The organism is Streptomyces sp. NPDC055955 (assembly GCF_042270245.1).
Classification (GTDB): Bacteria; Actinomycetota; Actinomycetes; order Streptomycetales; family Streptomycetaceae; genus Streptomyces.
In genome coordinates this window covers 22,742-38,992 of record NZ_JBHJYS010000041.1, presented here as the reverse complement: position 1 = coordinate 38,992, position 16,251 = coordinate 22,742, and the positions used below count along the sequence as shown (strand labels likewise).

Here is a 16,251-nt window from a genome sequence, read left to right as displayed (position 1 = left end):
GTCCGGATGACCGTCTGAAGCCCAAGCTTGGTACCACGTAGAACGTTCAGCCGCCCCGTAGCTTCGCAGTGGTTACCTCGCTGCCTCCCTGACCCCCTCTCAACTGCGGCTAGGAGGCGGGGAGAAGCTTGTCGACGAGCGCCTGGGTCTTCTCGTCGATCTGGTCTCGGGCCAGGTGCCGGTTCGCGTCCTGCCACCGTGCGATGGCGGAGCGCAGGCCGGTGCGGTTGCCTGCTGCGGCCTCGGCGCGCATCAGGGCTCGGTAGAGGGTTTCGGAGTGGCCGTCGGCGTTCAGGCCGATGGTGCAGGCCTGCCGGGCGCTGGGGAAGTCCTGATGCCGGCCGTCCTGTGTGCGGTAGCTGGCCACGTGGTGTGCGGTGTCGACGATGCGCGCCTGCATAGCGGTGCGCAGTCCACTCATCCACGATGCTGCATGCTCGCCCAGCGGGACACCGTCGACCATTGCCAGGGCCCGCTCAAGGTAGTGCAGGCCGTCCTCGCCACGGCTGACCCCCAGTTGTGCGAGCCGCTGGAACTCGCTCCAGTCGCAGCGGACCTTGTCCGAGAGCGCGTAGGGGGATGACTTGCCTTTGCGCTGCGGCACATACAGGTCGCCGTCGGCGTCTGCGCCGAGTCTGGTACGCAGGTCACGCAGTCGTGAGCCGAGCGTTTTAGGCGACCAGGGGTCTCCGTCGCCCAGATCCTCACACAGCCTTCCGGCACTGCTGTGTGGTTTGAGCAGCAGGTGCGCGGCGAGCTCGATGAGGCGAGGTTCCAGCTCTCCAGCATTGTGCATTTCCAGTGTGCCCAGGACTCGTAGCCGAGGGGTGGTGTCGTCCGGCCCGGCCTCGATGAGGGCCTTGTCGGCGTTGGTCTCGGGGATCGGCGGGGTGCGGTCGACAGCGAGGAGAGAGTGGACGGGCGGGATGAGGAACCGTGGCCCGATCCGCTCGACCGCCTCCTCGTTCTCCACAGCGGGTGCGGGCGAGACCACTGTGAATGAGGCCTGGCCCGGGTCGCCCGCAGCATCCAGCAGGGCCTGGAACGCGACCGGCTGCGCCTGTGCGGCGTCGGTGGTTTCGAGAAGGGGTGCGACGTGGTGGTGCTGGTCTCCTGCGTCGCCAGAGGAGACCGGCTCGAGACCGTCACCGCTGTCTTGCCGCGGGCCAGGGACCGTATGGACAAAGGGGGCCGATTCGGGTACCTCGATGGGTTCCGGTGGCACGTGCTCCCACACGCCCTCAGGGCCTTTTGCCGGGCGGCTGGTTTGACGGTAGGCGGCGGCGAGTTGAGTGATGGACGCTGCGTCCAGGCGCTGCAGGAGGACATCGGTGCCGAGGGCGCTTACGTGCTGCGGTGTGTCGGCCGAGGCGTTAAGGATCTCCGCGTCGGGGAACACGGACGCGGCGCTGGCAGGCAGCACGAGCACGCACGGGGTCAAGTCGCGGGACCGGTCGAGAGTTTCAGCGATCTGCCAGGCGGTATCTGCGTCCAGGTCACCGCCGCACAGCATGACGTACGGGATCCCACGATCGTCGGGGTCCTGATGGGCTTCCAGGATCCGCGAGGCGAAAGCCCCCGCGGCCTGCGGCACGTCAGGCAGGTACTGGACGCCGAACGCCTGAAGGTCGGCGCCCATGGCACCTAGTCCGGATGCTACGACCTCGACGTGATCCGCATGGCCCCCAAGCGCGAGCTCCGCGGCCATGCAGGCGATCGTCTCGGCGCGGGCAACGGGGTCGCCGTCGACGAGGACGACTTCCCAGGCGGGCAGGTTCGCCAGCACCAGGCTGTTTGCGGTGTCGGCGCCGAGCGTGACCATCGCCGGATATGGCGGTTCAGCGCCGTCATCGGGCACCGCAAGGTCGACGTCGCCCGGCAGGTGCCACCACCCGGCGTGCACGGCGGTGAACGGCGAATGCGGGGCGCAGGAAACGTCGTCCGGCAGAACCTGGACGCCATCTGCAGTGATGCGTGCGGCCCGCAGCAGCGGGGGAGCACCCTCAGAGTGGACGGCGAGCGCGGCCAGCGCGGCATGCAGACGCTCGACGCCGTCGGCCCCGTCGTGGGCCGCCTGTTCCAACTCGGCCTCAGCGCCTGCCGGTACGATCTCGGGCAGAGTCTGTCCGGGCTTGCGAGAGCGCCGCTGCCGCAGCCGCCTGAAGGCGAGCGTGCCGATCAGGGCGGAGGCCAGCAACGCGCAGGCGCCCACGGCCGTCCGCGCCGAGACGACCGAAGAGGACTGGGCGCCGTTGGCACCCTGCGGTGCAGCGGGGGCACGTTCCTGATCGGATGCCGACGCAGACGGCGACGAGGTAACAGGCACCGAGGGTCGGGCAGATTCCTTCGGCTGAGCCGAGGCAGACGCCGGGGGCTCACTGCGCTGTGCAGACGGCCGGGACGTCGGCGGCTTGGTCACGCCGGACGCGCCGGCATCGCCGCGATCCGACCCATCGGCAGAGTCACGCCCGTCGTGCTCTGATCCACCTCCGCTATGCGCCGGCTGCTTCCTGTCAGCGTCAGAGTCCTGGCTTCGCTCCTTGCCGTGGTGACCCGAGTCGGAATCCTGGTCGTCGGGCGGCGTGGTGACGGCAGGGATAGTGACGCGCTGGCCCGGGCGGATCAGGTCCGGGTCAGTGATGAGGGGCAGCCCATGCGGCTGCGCTCCGCGGCTGGCTTCATACAGCTGAGGCCAGTTGGCGCCGTCGCCGGTCTCCTGCTGTGCGATCCCGGACAGGGAATCGCCCGCGGCCACGACGTGCACCTGGGTGGTGCCCTCGGCGCCTGCGCTCTGCGCATGCAGATCCCCCTCCGATTCCTCCTCTTCGTTGAGCTGCACACCGGCTGGCTGCTGCGGTGGGGCCGCCGGACCCTGGCGTGCCTCGGCGCCCATACGCGATCCCGGCGGACGTGGGTCAGGGGGCAGGGCGATGGTGACGCCCCGAGGCAGGTACTGGTCGCCGGCCGTCAGCTGGGGGATGTCGTTGAGAGCGGCGATATCCCTCCAGCGCTTGCCGTCACCGAGATACTCCTCGGCCAAATCCCACGGCAGCTCGGTGGAGGTCGCCACCGTGTGCTGCCGGCCACTGGTTCCAGCAGACGGTGCCAGCGTCTTTGCGCTCGACGTGGCGCTGGCACTCTCTTCTCCCCCGGTGTGCACGACGGTGGCGGCGACAGCGGGTCCACTGGTGGCCGCCGAGGCGGCCGTGGGGACCAGCAGGACGATCCCGCCGACGAGGAGGGAGGCGAGGGACTGCAGGCCGCCCAGGCCGCGGATGCGGGGAGCGGAACGCCGCCGCGCGAGGGCGACGACCTCGACAAGGACAGAGAAGGTGAACGCCGCCCACGCGAGCCACCCGATGCCAGTGAGCACGGCAAAGAAGAGCGTGCCGTCGTCGGGCTGCGTCAGCGCACCAAGACCCCCCGACAAACTGGTGGGCAGCTGTCCCACCCGGATGAGGAGGTAGGGAACACCGGCCATCAGGCCCACCAGCGCGATCAGGCCGAGCAGCGCGCGAGCGAGGATGCCGAGGGAGCGCAGGGGAGCGGGGGTGCGGTGGGCCATGATGCGGGCTCAGCCTCCAGCCTGGGTCTGCAGATGCGCGGTCGCCGTGCCAGTGACGGTGATGGTTCCCTTGCCGACCAGCTGCGCGAAGTACGTGTGATAGCTGTCGTGAACCGTGACGGTCAGGGTCCGTCCGGTGCCGTCAATCGTCACGTCGCCCTGGACGCCAGCCGCGGCAAGGTAGTCCTGGGCGGCGACCTGAGCAGCGTCGGGGTCTATGGTGATAGCGGTGCCCTCGATGGCTTGGGCGGGGTCGAGCTGCTGGCCTGCAGTGCGGGCGGCTTCCTGCGCCAGCGCGGTGGCCCGGTTGGAAGCGTTCAGGGCGCCGCCACCATCCACGAGGAGCCCCATCACCATGAGGAGCGCCACCGTGGTCACGGCGAAGAACAGCGACATAGAACCGCGATCACGTCTGCGCCCCTCGGCCAGCGCACTGCGAAGCTGCTTGAGCCAGGAGCGGAGATTCATGGGCGGGCCGGAAAGAGCCGTAGGCTCGGCAGCCTTTGCTACACCGACGTCGTCGACCAACCCGGCTCCACCGACACCAATCCGTCTGCCTGACCGATCCAGCCGAACTTGAGGCCGAACGGCTCCCGTAGCCTCACGGCTATGCCCACCGGTCACGCCCCCTGCCACTGCGTCGTCTGCCAGGACATCAACGAACTGGACCCCCGTACCCAATCGACCGTCGACGTCATCCATGAGCATGGCTGGCAGGTCACGATGATCCCCGCCGACGACCAGGGACCCGGCTGGGCCTACACCGTCGGCCTGTGGCACCGCCACCGGATACCCGAGCTCGCCATGTTCGGCCTGGACATCCGCCTGATGCAGACCATCCTCAACGACCTCAGCCAGCACGCCGTTGAAGGACAACCTCTGGAGGCAGACCAGGAACGGCACGACGTCGCAAGCGTCCCCGTTGTCCTCAGACCCGTCGACTACCGCTGGTACAAGGCCTTCTTCGGAACCGCGATCAGCTACTACCGCAAACCGCCGTTCCCAGTCCTCCAGGTCGTCTGGCCCAACAGCGACGGAACCTTCCCCTGGCAGCCCGGTGGCCAAGACCTCCTGACCCACCAACCTCGACTGGACCTGCACCCCGACGAACACCCCCTCGGCGTATGGACGCAGGACCTGTGAACAGACGACGCCGGTGGCAGAGTCGCGGACAATGAGCCCATGAGGCACTGGTTCCGCAGCTACTGGGCCGAGGAAGACACCTGGTTCTACTTCGAGGTCGACGCCGACGGCTGGGTCGCCCGCCAGGTGGAACTCCAAGGTCCCCTCGACAAGCCGCTCGCCGCGGCTTCCCTGGCCGAATGGCAAGCCGCTCAGCAAGCCGGAACGCTTGCGCACTACGAGGCGATGTTCGGCGCCACGGCTGAGGCTCCCGTCCAGGAGTGGGACGGACACAAGCCGCACGACCTCACCCTCGACGAGTTCGAGACCGTCTGGCTCACAGCACGGGCAGCCTACCGAGCAGGCGCTCGCAATCGCTCGATCAACGGAGCGTGAACCCAAGCACTCTCGCGCGCTCACTCCTCAGCACCCACACTCTGGTTCGCACTCCATGGCACTTCAGAATCCGCGAACCCAAGAGCTCTGCCCCGGTAGGTGTCGATGGGGCTGGTCCAGGACGCAGTCAACGTCTTGGACCCGGGCAAACCCGGCACAGCAATATCCGACAGGTTCGCCGTACAGGAAATCGTCGCGGTGACCGTAGCTGCCTCCCCGACACCCACGGCGTAACCGCCCGTGCTGATCGTCACGCTGGACGTGCGGCACGTGATTCCCTCACCGTCCAAGCTCCGGATGACCGCATCCTGCGCCCTACTTTGGGCGCTCGCAGCGTCGCGTTCCAGAGAGGCAGCGCGGGCGGCAGCGTGTGCGGCGGAGTCGACGTCACCCTCAGCATCGGTCACCCGCCCGAACGCGATCATCAGGCCGAGAATCACGATGAGGACCGGGGCCAGCACGGCAGTCTCCAGCGCATAGCTGCCCCCATCGCTACCGAGCAGACGGCGCAACAACTCCCGGCGGCGAATCACGGATTGGTCCAGCGCTCGACGGGGCCATCCGCATGCTGCGTGACATGCAGCTCAAGACCAGGGACCAAAGTGGCGACGTCCCCAGTGACAGTGATCCGGATCTGCTGGGCACTGCTGCCGGAGGTGGAGATGCGCGCGCCGCGAACGGAGTTGCCATAACGAGTGAGGAACTGCTGCGCCTGTGCAGCGCCGTCACCTGGACCGGCACCGAACTGCCGTCCCGCGTCCACGCCTTGGCGGGCAGCGGACTGGGCGACCTTGCGGGCGTGGTAGTAGAGGCCGACCTGGATGGTGGCAAAGGCGAGCATGAGTACGACCAGAGCGAGGGTAGCCAGTTCCATGCTGCCCACGCCGTCATCGGCTCGCCAGCGGCTACGGCCCTGGGCTATTCCCATGCGGCTAGTTCGGCTTCCCACCGGTGTCCCATCCGATCGTGGTCGGTGTCTGTTGGTTGTCAGATCCGGTGTGCTAGCCGCCGTTGATGATGCCGATCTTCTCCATGAGCTTGGCGCGTATCGCGACGACAAGGAGGCCCGCTCCTACGAGAAGGGCGCCAGCCAGGACGGCGAGTTCGGTGCTGGTGGCTCCCGTGTCTCGGGCGGTGCGCAGCAGCTCGGCCCGAGCCCGTATCCATGCCGTGACGGTCTGGATGTCCATGAGGTGGTCAATCTCCTTGGTCAGGTCGCCAGTCAGCTGGCGAGGATCGTGTTGACGATGGGGATCATCACGAAGGCGAGCATGAGGATCACGCCGAGAGTGACGGGCAGGACCATGGCGGCGCTGGCCTCGTTGGCCTGGGCTTTGGAGTCGGCTAGGAGCGCGATGCGTAGCTGGCGGGCTTGAGCCTGCAGGGTCGTGTAAACGGCAGCGCCATCGCCGGCGAGTGCCAGAGTGTCGGCGGGTCGGGTGAGTTCGGGGATGTCGAGTTCTTCACCAAGCTGCTTGAGCGCGTCCCAGGGAGCGATGCCGGCCAGCTCGGCGTGGTCGAACACGGTCCGCATGCGTTGGAAGATCCAGCCGTCGCCGACTTCGGCAGTCTGGGTCAAGGCCTGCCCGGCCCCCGAGTTCGCGACCCTGGCCAGGGCGACGCGTTCCAAGTAGCTGGCTGCGGCATGCCGCACGATCAGGCGCGCGGCGGCGGCCTCGGCCTTCACATCGCGTCCGGGCCCGAACCAGAACAGGGCTCCCAGCATGAGTGACAGGCCAGCCGGGATGGCATAAGGGAAGGAGACGCCGGCGAGCGCCAACAGTGCCTGTACCAGCTGCGGCAGCACCAGGCCGTACAGGGCGAACAGCACGCGTTTGCCGAGGTGCTCGGCCGGGGTGATCCGCAGCAGGTTCAGGTCGCTGACAGGCAGCCGGATAGCGACGCCGAATTCCTCCAGCAGGCGCGCACCGACGCGTTCTGGAAGGCCGCGCGCGCTGGGCGGGGCAGCGACGGGCATGGGGCTGGTGAAGTGGCGGGCGTCCAGCCGATCGAGGGTACTGGCCAGATCAGGCTTAGCCGGCAGGGCGGCGCGCACCGCGAGGCTGATGAGTACACCGGCCGCGGCTGCGGGCAGGACCGCGTCCATGGGGATCATCGCGTGGCGCCTTCCAGGGCGGTCAGGTGGGCAGGCAGCGGGTCGAGCAGTCGCGGGTCGGGCTTTGTGCGGGCGATGCGGCGCAGCCAGGACAGGGTCCATGCGAACAGACCGCCCAGAACAATGAGCGCGATCTGTCCGACGGGGCTGGCGTACCAGCCCGACCAGGCCCGATTGAGCATGCAGCCGATGACCACCACGCTGATGACCAAAGAGACCTGCCGGGAAGACTTACGGACCGATGCCCGGTCGGCTTCGACATCTCGAGCGTCCGCCGCCTGCTGGTGAATGGTGACCGCCAGTGCCTCGAGGGCGTCTGCCAGGCCCGGTCCCTTATAGACGGCGTGCGACTGGAAGAGGAGTACAACGTGGTCGGAGACACCGTCGGCCAGCTCGTCAGCGAACATGGCGAAGGCGAGGCGGGCATCCATGCCGGTACGTAGCCGGTTGGCGAGGCGCTGTACGTTGGGGGCGATCGGTGCCGGGGCGTTCTTGGCGGAGGCGCGGACCGTCTGGGTCAGCGAGATGCCTGCCGTGTGTACCCCGGCCAAGTGGTTGAGCCACTGGGCGAGCGCCTCCAGCCGTTCGATGCGGGCCTGCGCGGCGCCGCCGGGGTGCAGCACAAACGGCAGGCCCAGGATGGCGGCGCCGGCGAGCAGTCCGTGCACGGGCCAGCCCGTGTACGCCCACACCAGGAGTGACACGACGGCTGCCGTGATGACCAGGGGGCGCCAGCGGCGCTGCCAGGTTTCGGGCAGTTCGGCCTTGGCGCGGCGCATGCGTGCCGCCAGTCGAGAGGGCGGCTTGACCGGGTCGGGGACGCGGCCTCGGATTTCGCGTACGGCGGCGATTGCGGCGAGGACGGTCAGGACAGCGCAGCAGGCCGCAACCAGGGAAAGTTGAGAGGTGGTCACTGGTCCCTCCAGAGCCTGTTTGCCGCGGCGGTCTCGAGGGCGTGATGGCAAGGCATCGCGAGACGGATCATCGTCGGCCTACCGCCTGCAGCGGAGGTCCCCAGGCTCCGTGCGGGTTGTCGGTGAGCCACTGCCGGTAGAAGCTGCCCGTCAGTTCGAGGTCGTTGATGAAAGACGGCATGTTCTGGAAGACGCCGCGCGGATCCGTGCCGGCGGGGGCGAACAGTTCAGTGGTGGTTGGCCGTCCGGCCTCCCCGACGACGTCGTGGATTTCGTAGACGTGGGAGACGAAGCGGTGCTTGCGCCCGCCGATTCCTGTCTCGTCGAGGTATGTGAGGTAGACGACCACGTCGATGGCGGACGCGATGAGGTGGTGCGCGGCCTCGGTGGCCATGCCGGCCTCCGTGCACAGCTGGACCAGGCGCGAGACGATCGCGTGCGGGCGCCGAACGTGCATGGTGCACATCGAGCCCGATCCTCCGGCAGACATGGCCTGCAGCATGGGCACGATTTCGGTGGAGCGAACCTCCCCGACGACGACGCGAGAGGCGTTGTAGCGCAGCGCGGTGACGAACATGTCGGCGATGGTGACCTCGCCGGCGAGACGGTCGCCGGCGCTGCGCTCGCCGTTGGACTGGCGGGCCTCGAAGGCGAAGGTGACCGGTCCGGGCTTGGGACCGGGTTCGTCCAGGTACAGCTCGCGGTCGGATTCGAGGGTCACCAGCCTTTCAGCGGGCGGGATTTCGCGACCCAGGGCGCGCAGCAGGCTGGTTTTGCCTGCACCCATGTCACCGACGACGAGGATGTTCCTCCGTGCCTGGACACAGGCGACGAGGAAGGCTTCCAGGAGCGGGTTGATCGACTGCCACTTCACGAGCTCGGCGATGCCGTGCTGGCGGATCCGGTGTTTGCGGATGACCACCGAAGGCCGGCTGGTGAGGAGGCTGGCGGTGACGCGGGAGCCGTCCGGCATGCGGAAGCCGACCATAGGGGTTGCCTGGGTCAGGGCACGTTCACCTTGGCCGGATTGGCGGGCCATCTTGTTGACCCACGTGATCAGTTCGTCGTGGGAGTCGGCGACCTTGTCGATGGTGCGCCGCGGCCGGTCGTAATACTCCACGTGCGCGGTCAGTCCGTCGACCATGACGTCCTCGACACCCTCCCCGTCGAGGAGGGACTGCAGCCGTCCGCCGCGGAACATGGCGTCGTAGACCGCTGTGGCGATGCGGCCTTCTTCATCGCGAGTCAAAGGGGTGTTGCCCTGGGCGTACTTGGTGGCCCAGTCGGCGACGGCGGTGTTGGTGAGCGAGCGTGCCAGGGCCCGCCGGTCAGGCTCGGCCATGGTGCGTTCAGGGTCCCGCTTGCTCAGCTCAGCGGACACGTCGGCCTGAAGAGCCTCGATGACCTCCCAACTGACCGGTAGAAGTTCCACTGGCAGGTCGGCCAGGCGCGGCACGGCCGCCGGGCTGCTGGTGCCGCCCGGTACAGCGGGTGGGGCCGTGGGCACGGGTGCCGCGGGGGTGCTGCGCCGCTCCCCGAGCTTTCCGCTGATGAGGTGGGCGAGCTCCACTCTGGCGAGCGGGGCGGGGATCTGTCCGTTGACTCCAGGACGCTGGTGGGTGTCAGCCACGAGGACCTCCGGGCGCTGCCAGTTGGTCCAGGACGCCGGAGAGCTGCGGGTGCGCTCCGGCCGGGCTGGGGTACTGCTGCTGGATACGGCGGCGAGACGCAATCGCCTCGAATTGTTCTGCTGCGGTACGAGCCGAGCGCAACAGCGGAGTGCGATCGAAACCGCGAGGCGCCTTCCCGCCGACGTTGAGATAGGCAGCGGTGTCCGGGTCCCAGGGGAGCGCAGCCAGCACGGGCGCCTCCAGAGCCTCGGCGACCTGGTGGGAGCGGAAGGTGCCTTCCTCGATGAGGAGCAGCCCGACGGCGTCGGCCCCCGAACCGTGTTCCTCAAGTTCGGTGCGCAGCGACCGGATGAGGTGGCGGGCAAGAGTCAGACCCTGCTCGGTGCCGCGGACCGCGACCAGGACAAGGTCTGCCTTGTGTAGCAGCGGGGCGGGCGTGAGAGTGGGGTGCAGGTGCCCGGATTCCAGGGCCAAGCGCCCCACATCGACGAAGACGTCATGACCGACGGATTCGGACATGACGTGCAGGACGTCGGAGAGTGCGGGCCAGGTCCGGCTCAGTGCCGCGGCCTGTGCGGGATCGGTCAGCCCAGGAAGGACCTTACGGTGGCCGTTTGGGCCGTCCAGGGGCCACAGGTGTGAGGTGAACGCGTTGGCCAGTTCGACCTGCCCCACACGCTCGGCCGCCGCCAAGTGGTAGAGCCCATATCCGGCGCTGACCTGGCTCTGCAAGAGCCCGGCGCGGATCGTGCCGCCTGCCGGGTCGCATTCGGCAAGCAGGGAGGGGCGGGCGGACGCAAAGGTCAGCGCCAGCGCGGTGGTAGTGACTCCGCAGGACTTGGCGGAGGCGAGGCAGATGACGGGCATGGTCACTCACCTCGGGGTTCGCGGACCAGCGCGATGCGGCCCAAGGCAGCTCGGCTGGCCAGCACGGGGCCATCGTCGGGACTCACGGCGAGGTTGACCACGACGGTGCCGGTGGCGTCCGGGCTGGATACGGAGACGACGGTGGCCTCGAGGGTCTCGGGCGGCGTGCCCTTCTTCGAAGGCTCACCGCCTTGGGCAGGGGTGGTCACCGCGTGGACCTTGTCACCGGGGGCGAGCGTCCCCGACGGGGCCATGCCGCGCTTGACCTGCACACCGACCTGCTCCTGGTCGTCGCCAAGGCCGGAACCGGCGGACAGTTGAGAGGTCAGCAGGAGACCTCCCTTACGCAGGTCGACGGCCGCCCTCTTGCCCAGGATCGTGCTCTTCTCGGCCGCCGGAACAGGGGTGAGTGACGAGTCGGCGGAGACTTCGGCGATCACCAGGTCGCCCTCCGCCAGGGCGCGTCCGGCTGGCACGTCCCGTGCGACGGCCAGGACTCGCGTGCGGTCGCTTGCCGAATTGACGGCCGCTGCTGCCCCCAGCGCTGCCACGACGGCCAGGACGATGCACAGCGCAGCTGCTGACCATCGGCGCTGCTTCCTGACCGGCGGATTCGTGGTGATAGGGATCTCGGCGCGGGCGGGGGCCTGCGGGCGCGGAACCGTCGGCGCAGCAGGAGTTTCCATGACGGTCAAGTGCCTTTCCAGGGGGTAGTGATGAGCGTCGCGCGATGTCAGTTGACTACTTGCACCTCGTGCACAGCGACCGAGAACGGGGTCGCTCGCACTTCGGTGAACTGCCCGGCGTTGGCGGGAGCGCCGATCACCTGCCAGTTGATGGTCCAGGTAGCTGTCGCGGTGCCGTGGAACTTGCCGCCCTTACTGGTCGACGACGCCTGTTCGTAGACGTGGCCGCAGTCCGGGGACTTCGCTTTGCCCATCGACGCCTGGTACTTGGTTCCCGGTCCGTCGCAGGTCTCAGGCTCGGTGCCGTCACCCATATTCCAGCGGATCGACGACACCTTCGCCGTCGCCGTAACGGTGACGCCGCCAGCAGTGGCGGTAGCCGTGTTCGGTCCAAAGGTGGTCGGTGACTCGTCGACCCACATCCACGTGGGCATGCCCACCACGTACTTCCCCGCCGCCCGGGGATTTGCGATCTCCGGGCCCAGCAGCTTCATGGAGTCCACCGCGCGGTGGGCCAGAACCTCGGGGTCGATCTGTGGCGCTGCAGGTTGGCCGGCGGGAATCCACACCGTCCCGACACGCCCCGTTTCCATGCACAGGACCTGGTAGACCGCACCCTTGCCGCCCTGGCGCTTGCCATCCTGCATCGCTAGGTTGCTCGCCGGCGGCTGTGGGTCAAGCTTCGTATAGGTGCACTTGGGGGCCGCTGACTTCCCGCTGCCCGAAGTGCTGGACGCGCCCTTGGCCTCGTGGGATCCGCTGTGGCCGGGCGCCTGGCCACCGGCTTGCGCGCACACGGTGACCGAAACCATCGAACCGTGGCAGCCCTGGTCGTTTCCTACGGTTGGACCACCGTCGTCGGCGTCCGCCCCCGACGCGAGTGTGCCGACCAGGATGGCCGCGGCCACGGCTGCTCGACTTAGCACTTCCGCTCCCCGTCCGGCGTGTATTCAGTCACCATCCAGTGGCCGTGCCAGCGCTCCGCCTTGGCCGTGGCCATGTACCGCATTGGCTGGTTGCTAGGGAGCGGGATGACCTTCTTGGCCTTGACGTCGTAGGTCTGCCAGTCGGACAGATCCACGCAGTCGGTCACCGTCGCCTTGGGGGTCTTGGCGTTCATGTCGAGCGCGGACACCTTCGTGTCCTCGTGGCCGAGTTCGCCCCTGATGGCGGTGTTGTACTTCCTCATGTGGGCAAGATCCAGCCGGAACTTTCCCAAGGCGTCGAGCGAGGCGTACTTCGTGAGGTCTGTTCCCTTGGCATCCGCCTTGCGGTACGCCTTCATCTGCTCTGCCCACATGCGCCGGTAGGAGTCGAGAACGGAGGCCTTCTCCGCGGCCTCCGCATCGGCCTTGGTCGAGGACTCCGAGGGCGTGGGAGGCCTCGCCGGGGACTTAGTAGATGGATTGTCGCCGCCAGCAGATGAGTCGCATCCGGAGAGCATGAGGACGGCGCTCAGCGCGAAACTCAAGACGGCCTGGTTCCGGAAGCGAAAAGCGGAATGCGCATTCTGGTTTGCTTGGCGTTTCATATTGCCTCCCCGTTTGAGCACGCAGTAGGCGCACGGCTCGTGCGCCATCTTCGTTCGCACCCGGGCACCCTGGACGAGCTGCACAGATGCGCTTGCGTGGTCAGAAGGTTACGCATATGCCATCCAACAACCCAAGCAAAATGAGGAAGTTACCGTTCACAACTCGGGACTTACCCGGTCACAAGACGAAGGCGTGTCGACAAGTTGCCCTGCGATTTAGCGCCTTCGTGGAATTGCTGTACCACTTTCAATTACCACCGCTGGCGGTGACGGTCACAGGTAGAGCGGTGCGCAAGCCCAGAGCTCCGTGGCCGCGAGCAGCGGAGCGCCTTTGGTGCAAAATGAACCGAGTTGACAGTCTCGGTACAGGCGGGCTCCGCACTGCGCGCAGTTCCACCCCTGGAGCTGCTTGTGTGGCTGTCTGGTTCTTCAGTTGAACGATTTGGTGAGGGCAACGACGCTTGTGGTCGGCGTCGCCCCGGTGCCGGATGAGGACGTGGTCTCGCCGAGGTGAGCGCGGACTCGGTCGGTCTGGGCTGCGGCGCGAGCGGTCCGTTCGGTCAGTGGGCGGCTGCCGGCGCCTTTCTGAGCGGCGTTGACCAGGGCATGGACGGCTTTGGGGCGGGCGAGCATTTTGAAGTCGTCATCGAGGTGGATGCCATGCAGGCGCAGGGGCCCGATGCGCTGGCCGTCGACAGTGAACGAGGCGTAGTGCTGGTAGCGGGGCAGCGCGATCACCTGCTCGGGGCTGGGCTTGTCGCCCCACTCGGCGGTGATTGAGGCGATGACCTTGCGGGAGCCGGTGGTCGTCGCCAGGGATGAGGAGTTCTGCAGGAGCGCGTCGCGTACGGCCTGCGGCAGGCGTCCCAGGGCCTGGGTCATGCCGTGGATGCGGACCTTGAATTTGCGGAGGTCTTCGAACATGGCGGCCAGTGACTCGGGTGCGCTTCCGGCGATGGTGATCAGTTCGTCGAGGTAGGCGCGGAACGGGACGCGGTCACCGGTCGGGGTGTCCCGTCGGGAACGGCCTGCGCGTAGCAGTTCGTGTGCGATCAGGGAGGACAGGAGGCGGTCGGTGGGGCTGTTGCCGGCTGTGCAGATCCACACGATCCGCCTGTGGTCCATGGCGGTGCGCAGGTCGAAGTGGCTGGTGGGCTGACCGAGGAAGGCGTGGTAGACGGGGTTTGCTGCCAGGCGGGTGAGGGGGTTGAGGATGATGCCGAATGCGTCGAAGGACAGGGTGGGGAACACGGTGGTCCACCAGCTGGCTGTGTCCTCGCCGAGGTCGCCGAGCACTGTGCGAAGGGCCTGGGTGCGGAAGTCTTTGTCGGTGAGCAGGGCCCGGATGTGGAACACGGTGGCTTGAGCTTGCGGTTTTGCGTTGCGGCAGGCGCGGCTGTTGAGGGCGGTCAGGACTTGGACGCAGGAGGTGAGGATGGTGATGCCGCGAGGGGTTTGGGTGTCGTCCCAGTTCATGCCGGCGGCGAGGCCGTCGACGACGGAGGCGACGACGTCGTGTCGAGGCCGGGTGTGACTCATGTCGAGCAGGTTCCAGCTGCCCACGGGATTGTCGCCGCCGCCGGGGTTGAGGTCGATGAGCTGGATGCGGTCCATGATGTCGGGGTGGGCGAGGTAGGGGGCGGCGCGGTCCCAGGAGTCGCGGTGCGGGTCCACATACAGCAGTCCACCGCCCGCGTGGGCGACCATGATGGCCTGTGCGAGCGCGCGTTCTGTCTTGCCGCCGCCGGCCTTGCCCAGTCCGGTTTCGAACAGCGTCTCCTGTTCGTAGGTGGCGATCAGGCGGCGGGTGCCGTCGGCCTCTACGACCGCGCCTTGCAGTAGCAGTTCGCTCATCTTGTCGCTCTCGAATGTGGGCAGTTGGGCGGGCAGCAGTGGCAGACGGCAATGCACGGTGGGTGGCTTGAGTAGCCCGGCGAGTTCCGGCAGCCGGGCCAGGTTTGCGCGTGGCGGGCGGTTCTGTCCGCTGTCCCACCGGCGCTGCCAGCCCGTTTTGAACGGCCACCGGTCGGGGCCCCAGTGCCAGCCCAGCAGGCGGATCCCGCGCGACGCTAGTCGCGCCTCACTTGTGAACACCTGGAAGCCTGCTCCGACTTGGGTCGCCAGAGCCCTGGCGCGGCTCTCGTGGTCGGAGGCGCAGCGGATCAGGATCTGCACCCGGGCTAGGGGAGCGTCGCTGGCGAGCTTGCCGAGAGCTTTGTCCCGGTCGATGCGCCGGACCTGCGGCATCACCATGGAGGCCGTCTTGGTGTCGCCGCTGGCGAGAGCGCGCAGGGAATCGGCGGCCGCGGCGGCCTCTCGGCGCGACCACCGTGAGACGGCGCTGGCCTCCCTCTGCTCCTCGCCGCGAGCCCGCTGGACCAACTGCCGCCGCTGCAGGCGCAACGCCCACCGTGGAGCGGGCTGCAGGTCGACACAGATCTCCACCAGATCTCCGAGCTCCGTCTTCAGCGCGGACACGGCGTCCACGATGGGCTGCAGCGGGTCAGGGTCCAGGGGCACCTTGCGCAGGTAGGCGGCCGGATCGCCACGCAGCACCATCTCCGAGCGCACCTCGAACTTCCGCCTGTCATCCGGGATGTCGGCCACCGGATCCAGGGCAGTGATCGTCACCGCGTCACCGAAGGAACTCGTGCGCAGGAACTTCTGCGCACCCGCGGGCCCTTCCAACTGGTAGGAGAGGGGATGGTGTTCGTCCGAGCGCAGCCGGATGCGTACCGTGCGGCTGCGCTTGGGTGCCCACCAGGGCAGCGCGTTCGCGACCTTCAACACCGCCAACCCCTGCCGCAGCACGCGTTCCTCATCCGGATCGAAATACGGGGCGGGTGCCACCTGCAGCACGCACCGCTGGCGCGAGGCCTTCGCCGCCACCTTGTACGTGATCACCTCCCGCACGGCGCACCCCGCCAGGACCAGGGCGAGGGGCGCGTACCAGTGCACGAGCCCCCACCGCAGGCCGTGGCCGAGCATGAAGGCGACGTCGACGGCGTCGGGCAGAGCGAGGCGTGTCATGACGGGGTGGTGGGCGGCAGGGGAGTCCATGTGCCGTCTCCTCGAGCGTGGTGGAAGGGGATGTCGGTGAGGCGACCGTCCGTGTAGGTGCCGCCGCGGTCGGCCCCGGCCCACACCAAATGCACCACCGCCCGGCCCGAGCGAGTGTCTTGGCGGGCGACGGCGGCCTGAATGCGGATCCGGGTGAACGCTGGAGCCACGGGGCCCGCACCGGCGGCGGCCTCGGGGAAGGCGGTCGGGAACTGGCCGCGGCCCAGGCCAGTCGCGTCGACGAGCAGGACCTTCCTTCCCAAGGCGAGAAGAGTCGCAGCCTGCTCACCAGGGAGGTCGGCAGGCCAGGAGCGCTCCAGCAGGCGCTGGATAGCCCGGTCACCGTCCAACCCCTCGCCCCGT

Annotated in this window: 16 protein-coding genes; 2 read left to right on the top strand and 14 right to left on the bottom strand. The window is 68.0% G+C overall.

All coding sequences use genetic code 11. From position 1 onward, the window contains the following. Positions 1-109: 109 nt before the first annotated feature. Together ACFC96_RS44635 and ACFC96_RS44630 are read right to left on the bottom strand one after the other, a co-directional pair. Complete coding sequence (locus tag ACFC96_RS44635; protein ID WP_376618398.1) at positions 110-3,565, bottom strand: BTAD domain-containing putative transcriptional regulator; 3,456 nt, start codon at positions 3,563-3,565, stop codon at positions 110-112. Positions 3,566-3,574: 9 nt separating this feature from the next. Then, complete coding sequence (locus ACFC96_RS44630; RefSeq protein WP_376618396.1) at positions 3,575-4,093, bottom strand: TadE/TadG family type IV pilus assembly protein; 519 nt, start codon at positions 4,091-4,093, stop codon at positions 3,575-3,577. An 81-nt stretch (positions 4,094-4,174) separates the two neighbouring features. Between ACFC96_RS44630 and ACFC96_RS44625 the strand changes: the two genes are divergently transcribed. Both ACFC96_RS44625 and ACFC96_RS44620 read left to right on the top strand, forming a co-directional pair. Further along, a complete protein-coding gene (locus tag ACFC96_RS44625) occupies positions 4,175-4,708 on the top strand; it encodes a DUF4262 domain-containing protein (protein ID WP_376618394.1) in 534 nt (177 codons plus the stop codon). A 39-nt stretch (positions 4,709-4,747) separates the two neighbouring features. Continuing rightward, positions 4,748-5,083: a hypothetical protein gene (locus tag ACFC96_RS44620; protein ID WP_376618392.1), complete on the top strand. Its 336-nt coding sequence runs from the start codon at positions 4,748-4,750 to the stop codon at positions 5,081-5,083. 20 nt (positions 5,084-5,103) lie between these two features. On the opposite strand, the gene ACFC96_RS44615 is transcribed toward ACFC96_RS44620, so the two are convergent. From ACFC96_RS44615 to ACFC96_RS44560, 12 genes are all read right to left on the bottom strand, one after another. Continuing rightward, entirely contained in the window at positions 5,104-5,616 is a 513-nt protein-coding gene (locus ACFC96_RS44615; RefSeq protein ID WP_376618390.1) for a TadE/TadG family type IV pilus assembly protein, read from the bottom strand. Next, the gene (locus tag ACFC96_RS44610; RefSeq protein ID WP_375994786.1) at positions 5,613-5,957 is read right to left on the bottom strand and encodes a TadE family protein; all 345 of its coding nucleotides are present in this window, start codon (positions 5,955-5,957) and stop codon (positions 5,613-5,615) included. The genes ACFC96_RS44615 and ACFC96_RS44610 overlap by 4 nt, the downstream gene beginning before the upstream one ends. A gap of 127 nt (positions 5,958-6,084) precedes the next feature. Next, complete coding sequence (locus tag ACFC96_RS44605) at positions 6,085-6,273, bottom strand: LPXTG cell wall anchor domain-containing protein (protein ID WP_376618388.1); 189 nt, start codon at positions 6,271-6,273, stop codon at positions 6,085-6,087. Between the two features lie 32 nt (positions 6,274-6,305). After that, entirely contained in the window at positions 6,306-7,199 is an 894-nt protein-coding gene (locus ACFC96_RS44600) for a type II secretion system F family protein (protein WP_376618386.1), read from the bottom strand. Next, positions 7,196-8,113 carry a type II secretion system F family protein gene (locus tag ACFC96_RS44595; protein ID WP_376618384.1) on the bottom strand — a complete coding sequence of 306 codons (918 nt, stop codon included), beginning with the start codon at positions 8,111-8,113 and terminating at the stop codon, positions 7,196-7,198. Before ACFC96_RS44595 ends, ACFC96_RS44600 begins: the two co-directional genes overlap by 4 nt. A gap of 67 nt (positions 8,114-8,180) precedes the next feature. Next, complete coding sequence (locus tag ACFC96_RS44590) at positions 8,181-9,743, bottom strand: CpaF family protein (RefSeq protein WP_376618382.1); 1,563 nt, start codon at positions 9,741-9,743, stop codon at positions 8,181-8,183. Then, a complete protein-coding gene (locus ACFC96_RS44585) occupies positions 9,736-10,611 on the bottom strand; it encodes a hypothetical protein (RefSeq protein ID WP_376618381.1) in 876 nt (291 codons plus the stop codon). The genes ACFC96_RS44590 and ACFC96_RS44585 overlap by 8 nt, the downstream gene beginning before the upstream one ends. Positions 10,612-10,613: 2 nt before the next feature. After that, on the bottom strand, positions 10,614-11,297 hold the full coding sequence (locus ACFC96_RS44580) for an SAF domain-containing protein (RefSeq protein ID WP_376618379.1): 684 nt from the start codon (positions 11,295-11,297) through the stop codon (positions 10,614-10,616). A 47-nt stretch (positions 11,298-11,344) separates the two neighbouring features. Next, a complete protein-coding gene (locus ACFC96_RS44575; protein WP_376618377.1) occupies positions 11,345-12,205 on the bottom strand; it encodes an ATP/GTP-binding protein in 861 nt (286 codons plus the stop codon). An 11-nt stretch (positions 12,206-12,216) separates the two neighbouring features. Further along, on the bottom strand, positions 12,217-12,828 hold the full coding sequence (locus ACFC96_RS44570) for a hypothetical protein (protein WP_376618375.1): 612 nt from the start codon (positions 12,826-12,828) through the stop codon (positions 12,217-12,219). Positions 12,829-13,257: 429 nt separating this feature from the next. Continuing rightward, entirely contained in the window at positions 13,258-15,888 is a 2,631-nt protein-coding gene (locus ACFC96_RS44565) for an ATP/GTP-binding protein (protein ID WP_376618373.1), read from the bottom strand. Then, positions 15,855-16,151, bottom strand: coding sequence for a hypothetical protein (locus ACFC96_RS44560; RefSeq protein WP_376618371.1), 297 nt, complete (start codon positions 16,149-16,151; stop codon positions 15,855-15,857). Before ACFC96_RS44560 ends, ACFC96_RS44565 begins: the two co-directional genes overlap by 34 nt. Positions 16,152-16,251: the final 100 nt, after the last annotated feature.

Bases quoted from the DNA above. Each gene is read 5' to 3' on its own strand.
- ACFC96_RS44620 (WP_376618392.1), top strand. From the start codon at position 4,748: ATGAGGCACTGGTTCCGCAGCTACTGGGCCGAGGAAGACACCTGGTTC.
- ACFC96_RS44625 (WP_376618394.1), top strand. From the start codon at position 4,175: ATGCCCACCGGTCACGCCCCCTGCCACTGCGTCGTCTGCCAGGACATC.
- ACFC96_RS44605 (WP_376618388.1), bottom strand. From the start codon at position 6,273: ATGGACATCCAGACCGTCACGGCATGGATACGGGCTCGGGCCGAGCTG.
- ACFC96_RS44570 (WP_376618375.1), bottom strand. From the start codon at position 12,828: ATGAAACGCCAAGCAAACCAGAATGCGCATTCCGCTTTTCGCTTCCGG.
- ACFC96_RS44600 (WP_376618386.1), bottom strand. From the start codon at position 7,199: ATGATCCCCATGGACGCGGTCCTGCCCGCAGCCGCGGCCGGTGTACTC.
- ACFC96_RS44610 (WP_375994786.1), bottom strand. From the start codon at position 5,957: ATGGAACTGGCTACCCTCGCTCTGGTCGTACTCATGCTCGCCTTTGCC.
- ACFC96_RS44635 (WP_376618398.1), bottom strand. From the start codon at position 3,565: ATGGCCCACCGCACCCCCGCTCCCCTGCGCTCCCTCGGCATCCTCGCT.
- ACFC96_RS44565 (WP_376618373.1), bottom strand. From the start codon at position 15,888: ATGGACTCCCCTGCCGCCCACCACCCCGTCATGACACGCCTCGCTCTG.
- ACFC96_RS44585 (WP_376618381.1), bottom strand. From the start codon at position 10,611: ATGCCCGTCATCTGCCTCGCCTCCGCCAAGTCCTGCGGAGTCACTACC.
- ACFC96_RS44580 (WP_376618379.1), bottom strand. From the start codon at position 11,297: ATGGAAACTCCTGCTGCGCCGACGGTTCCGCGCCCGCAGGCCCCCGCC.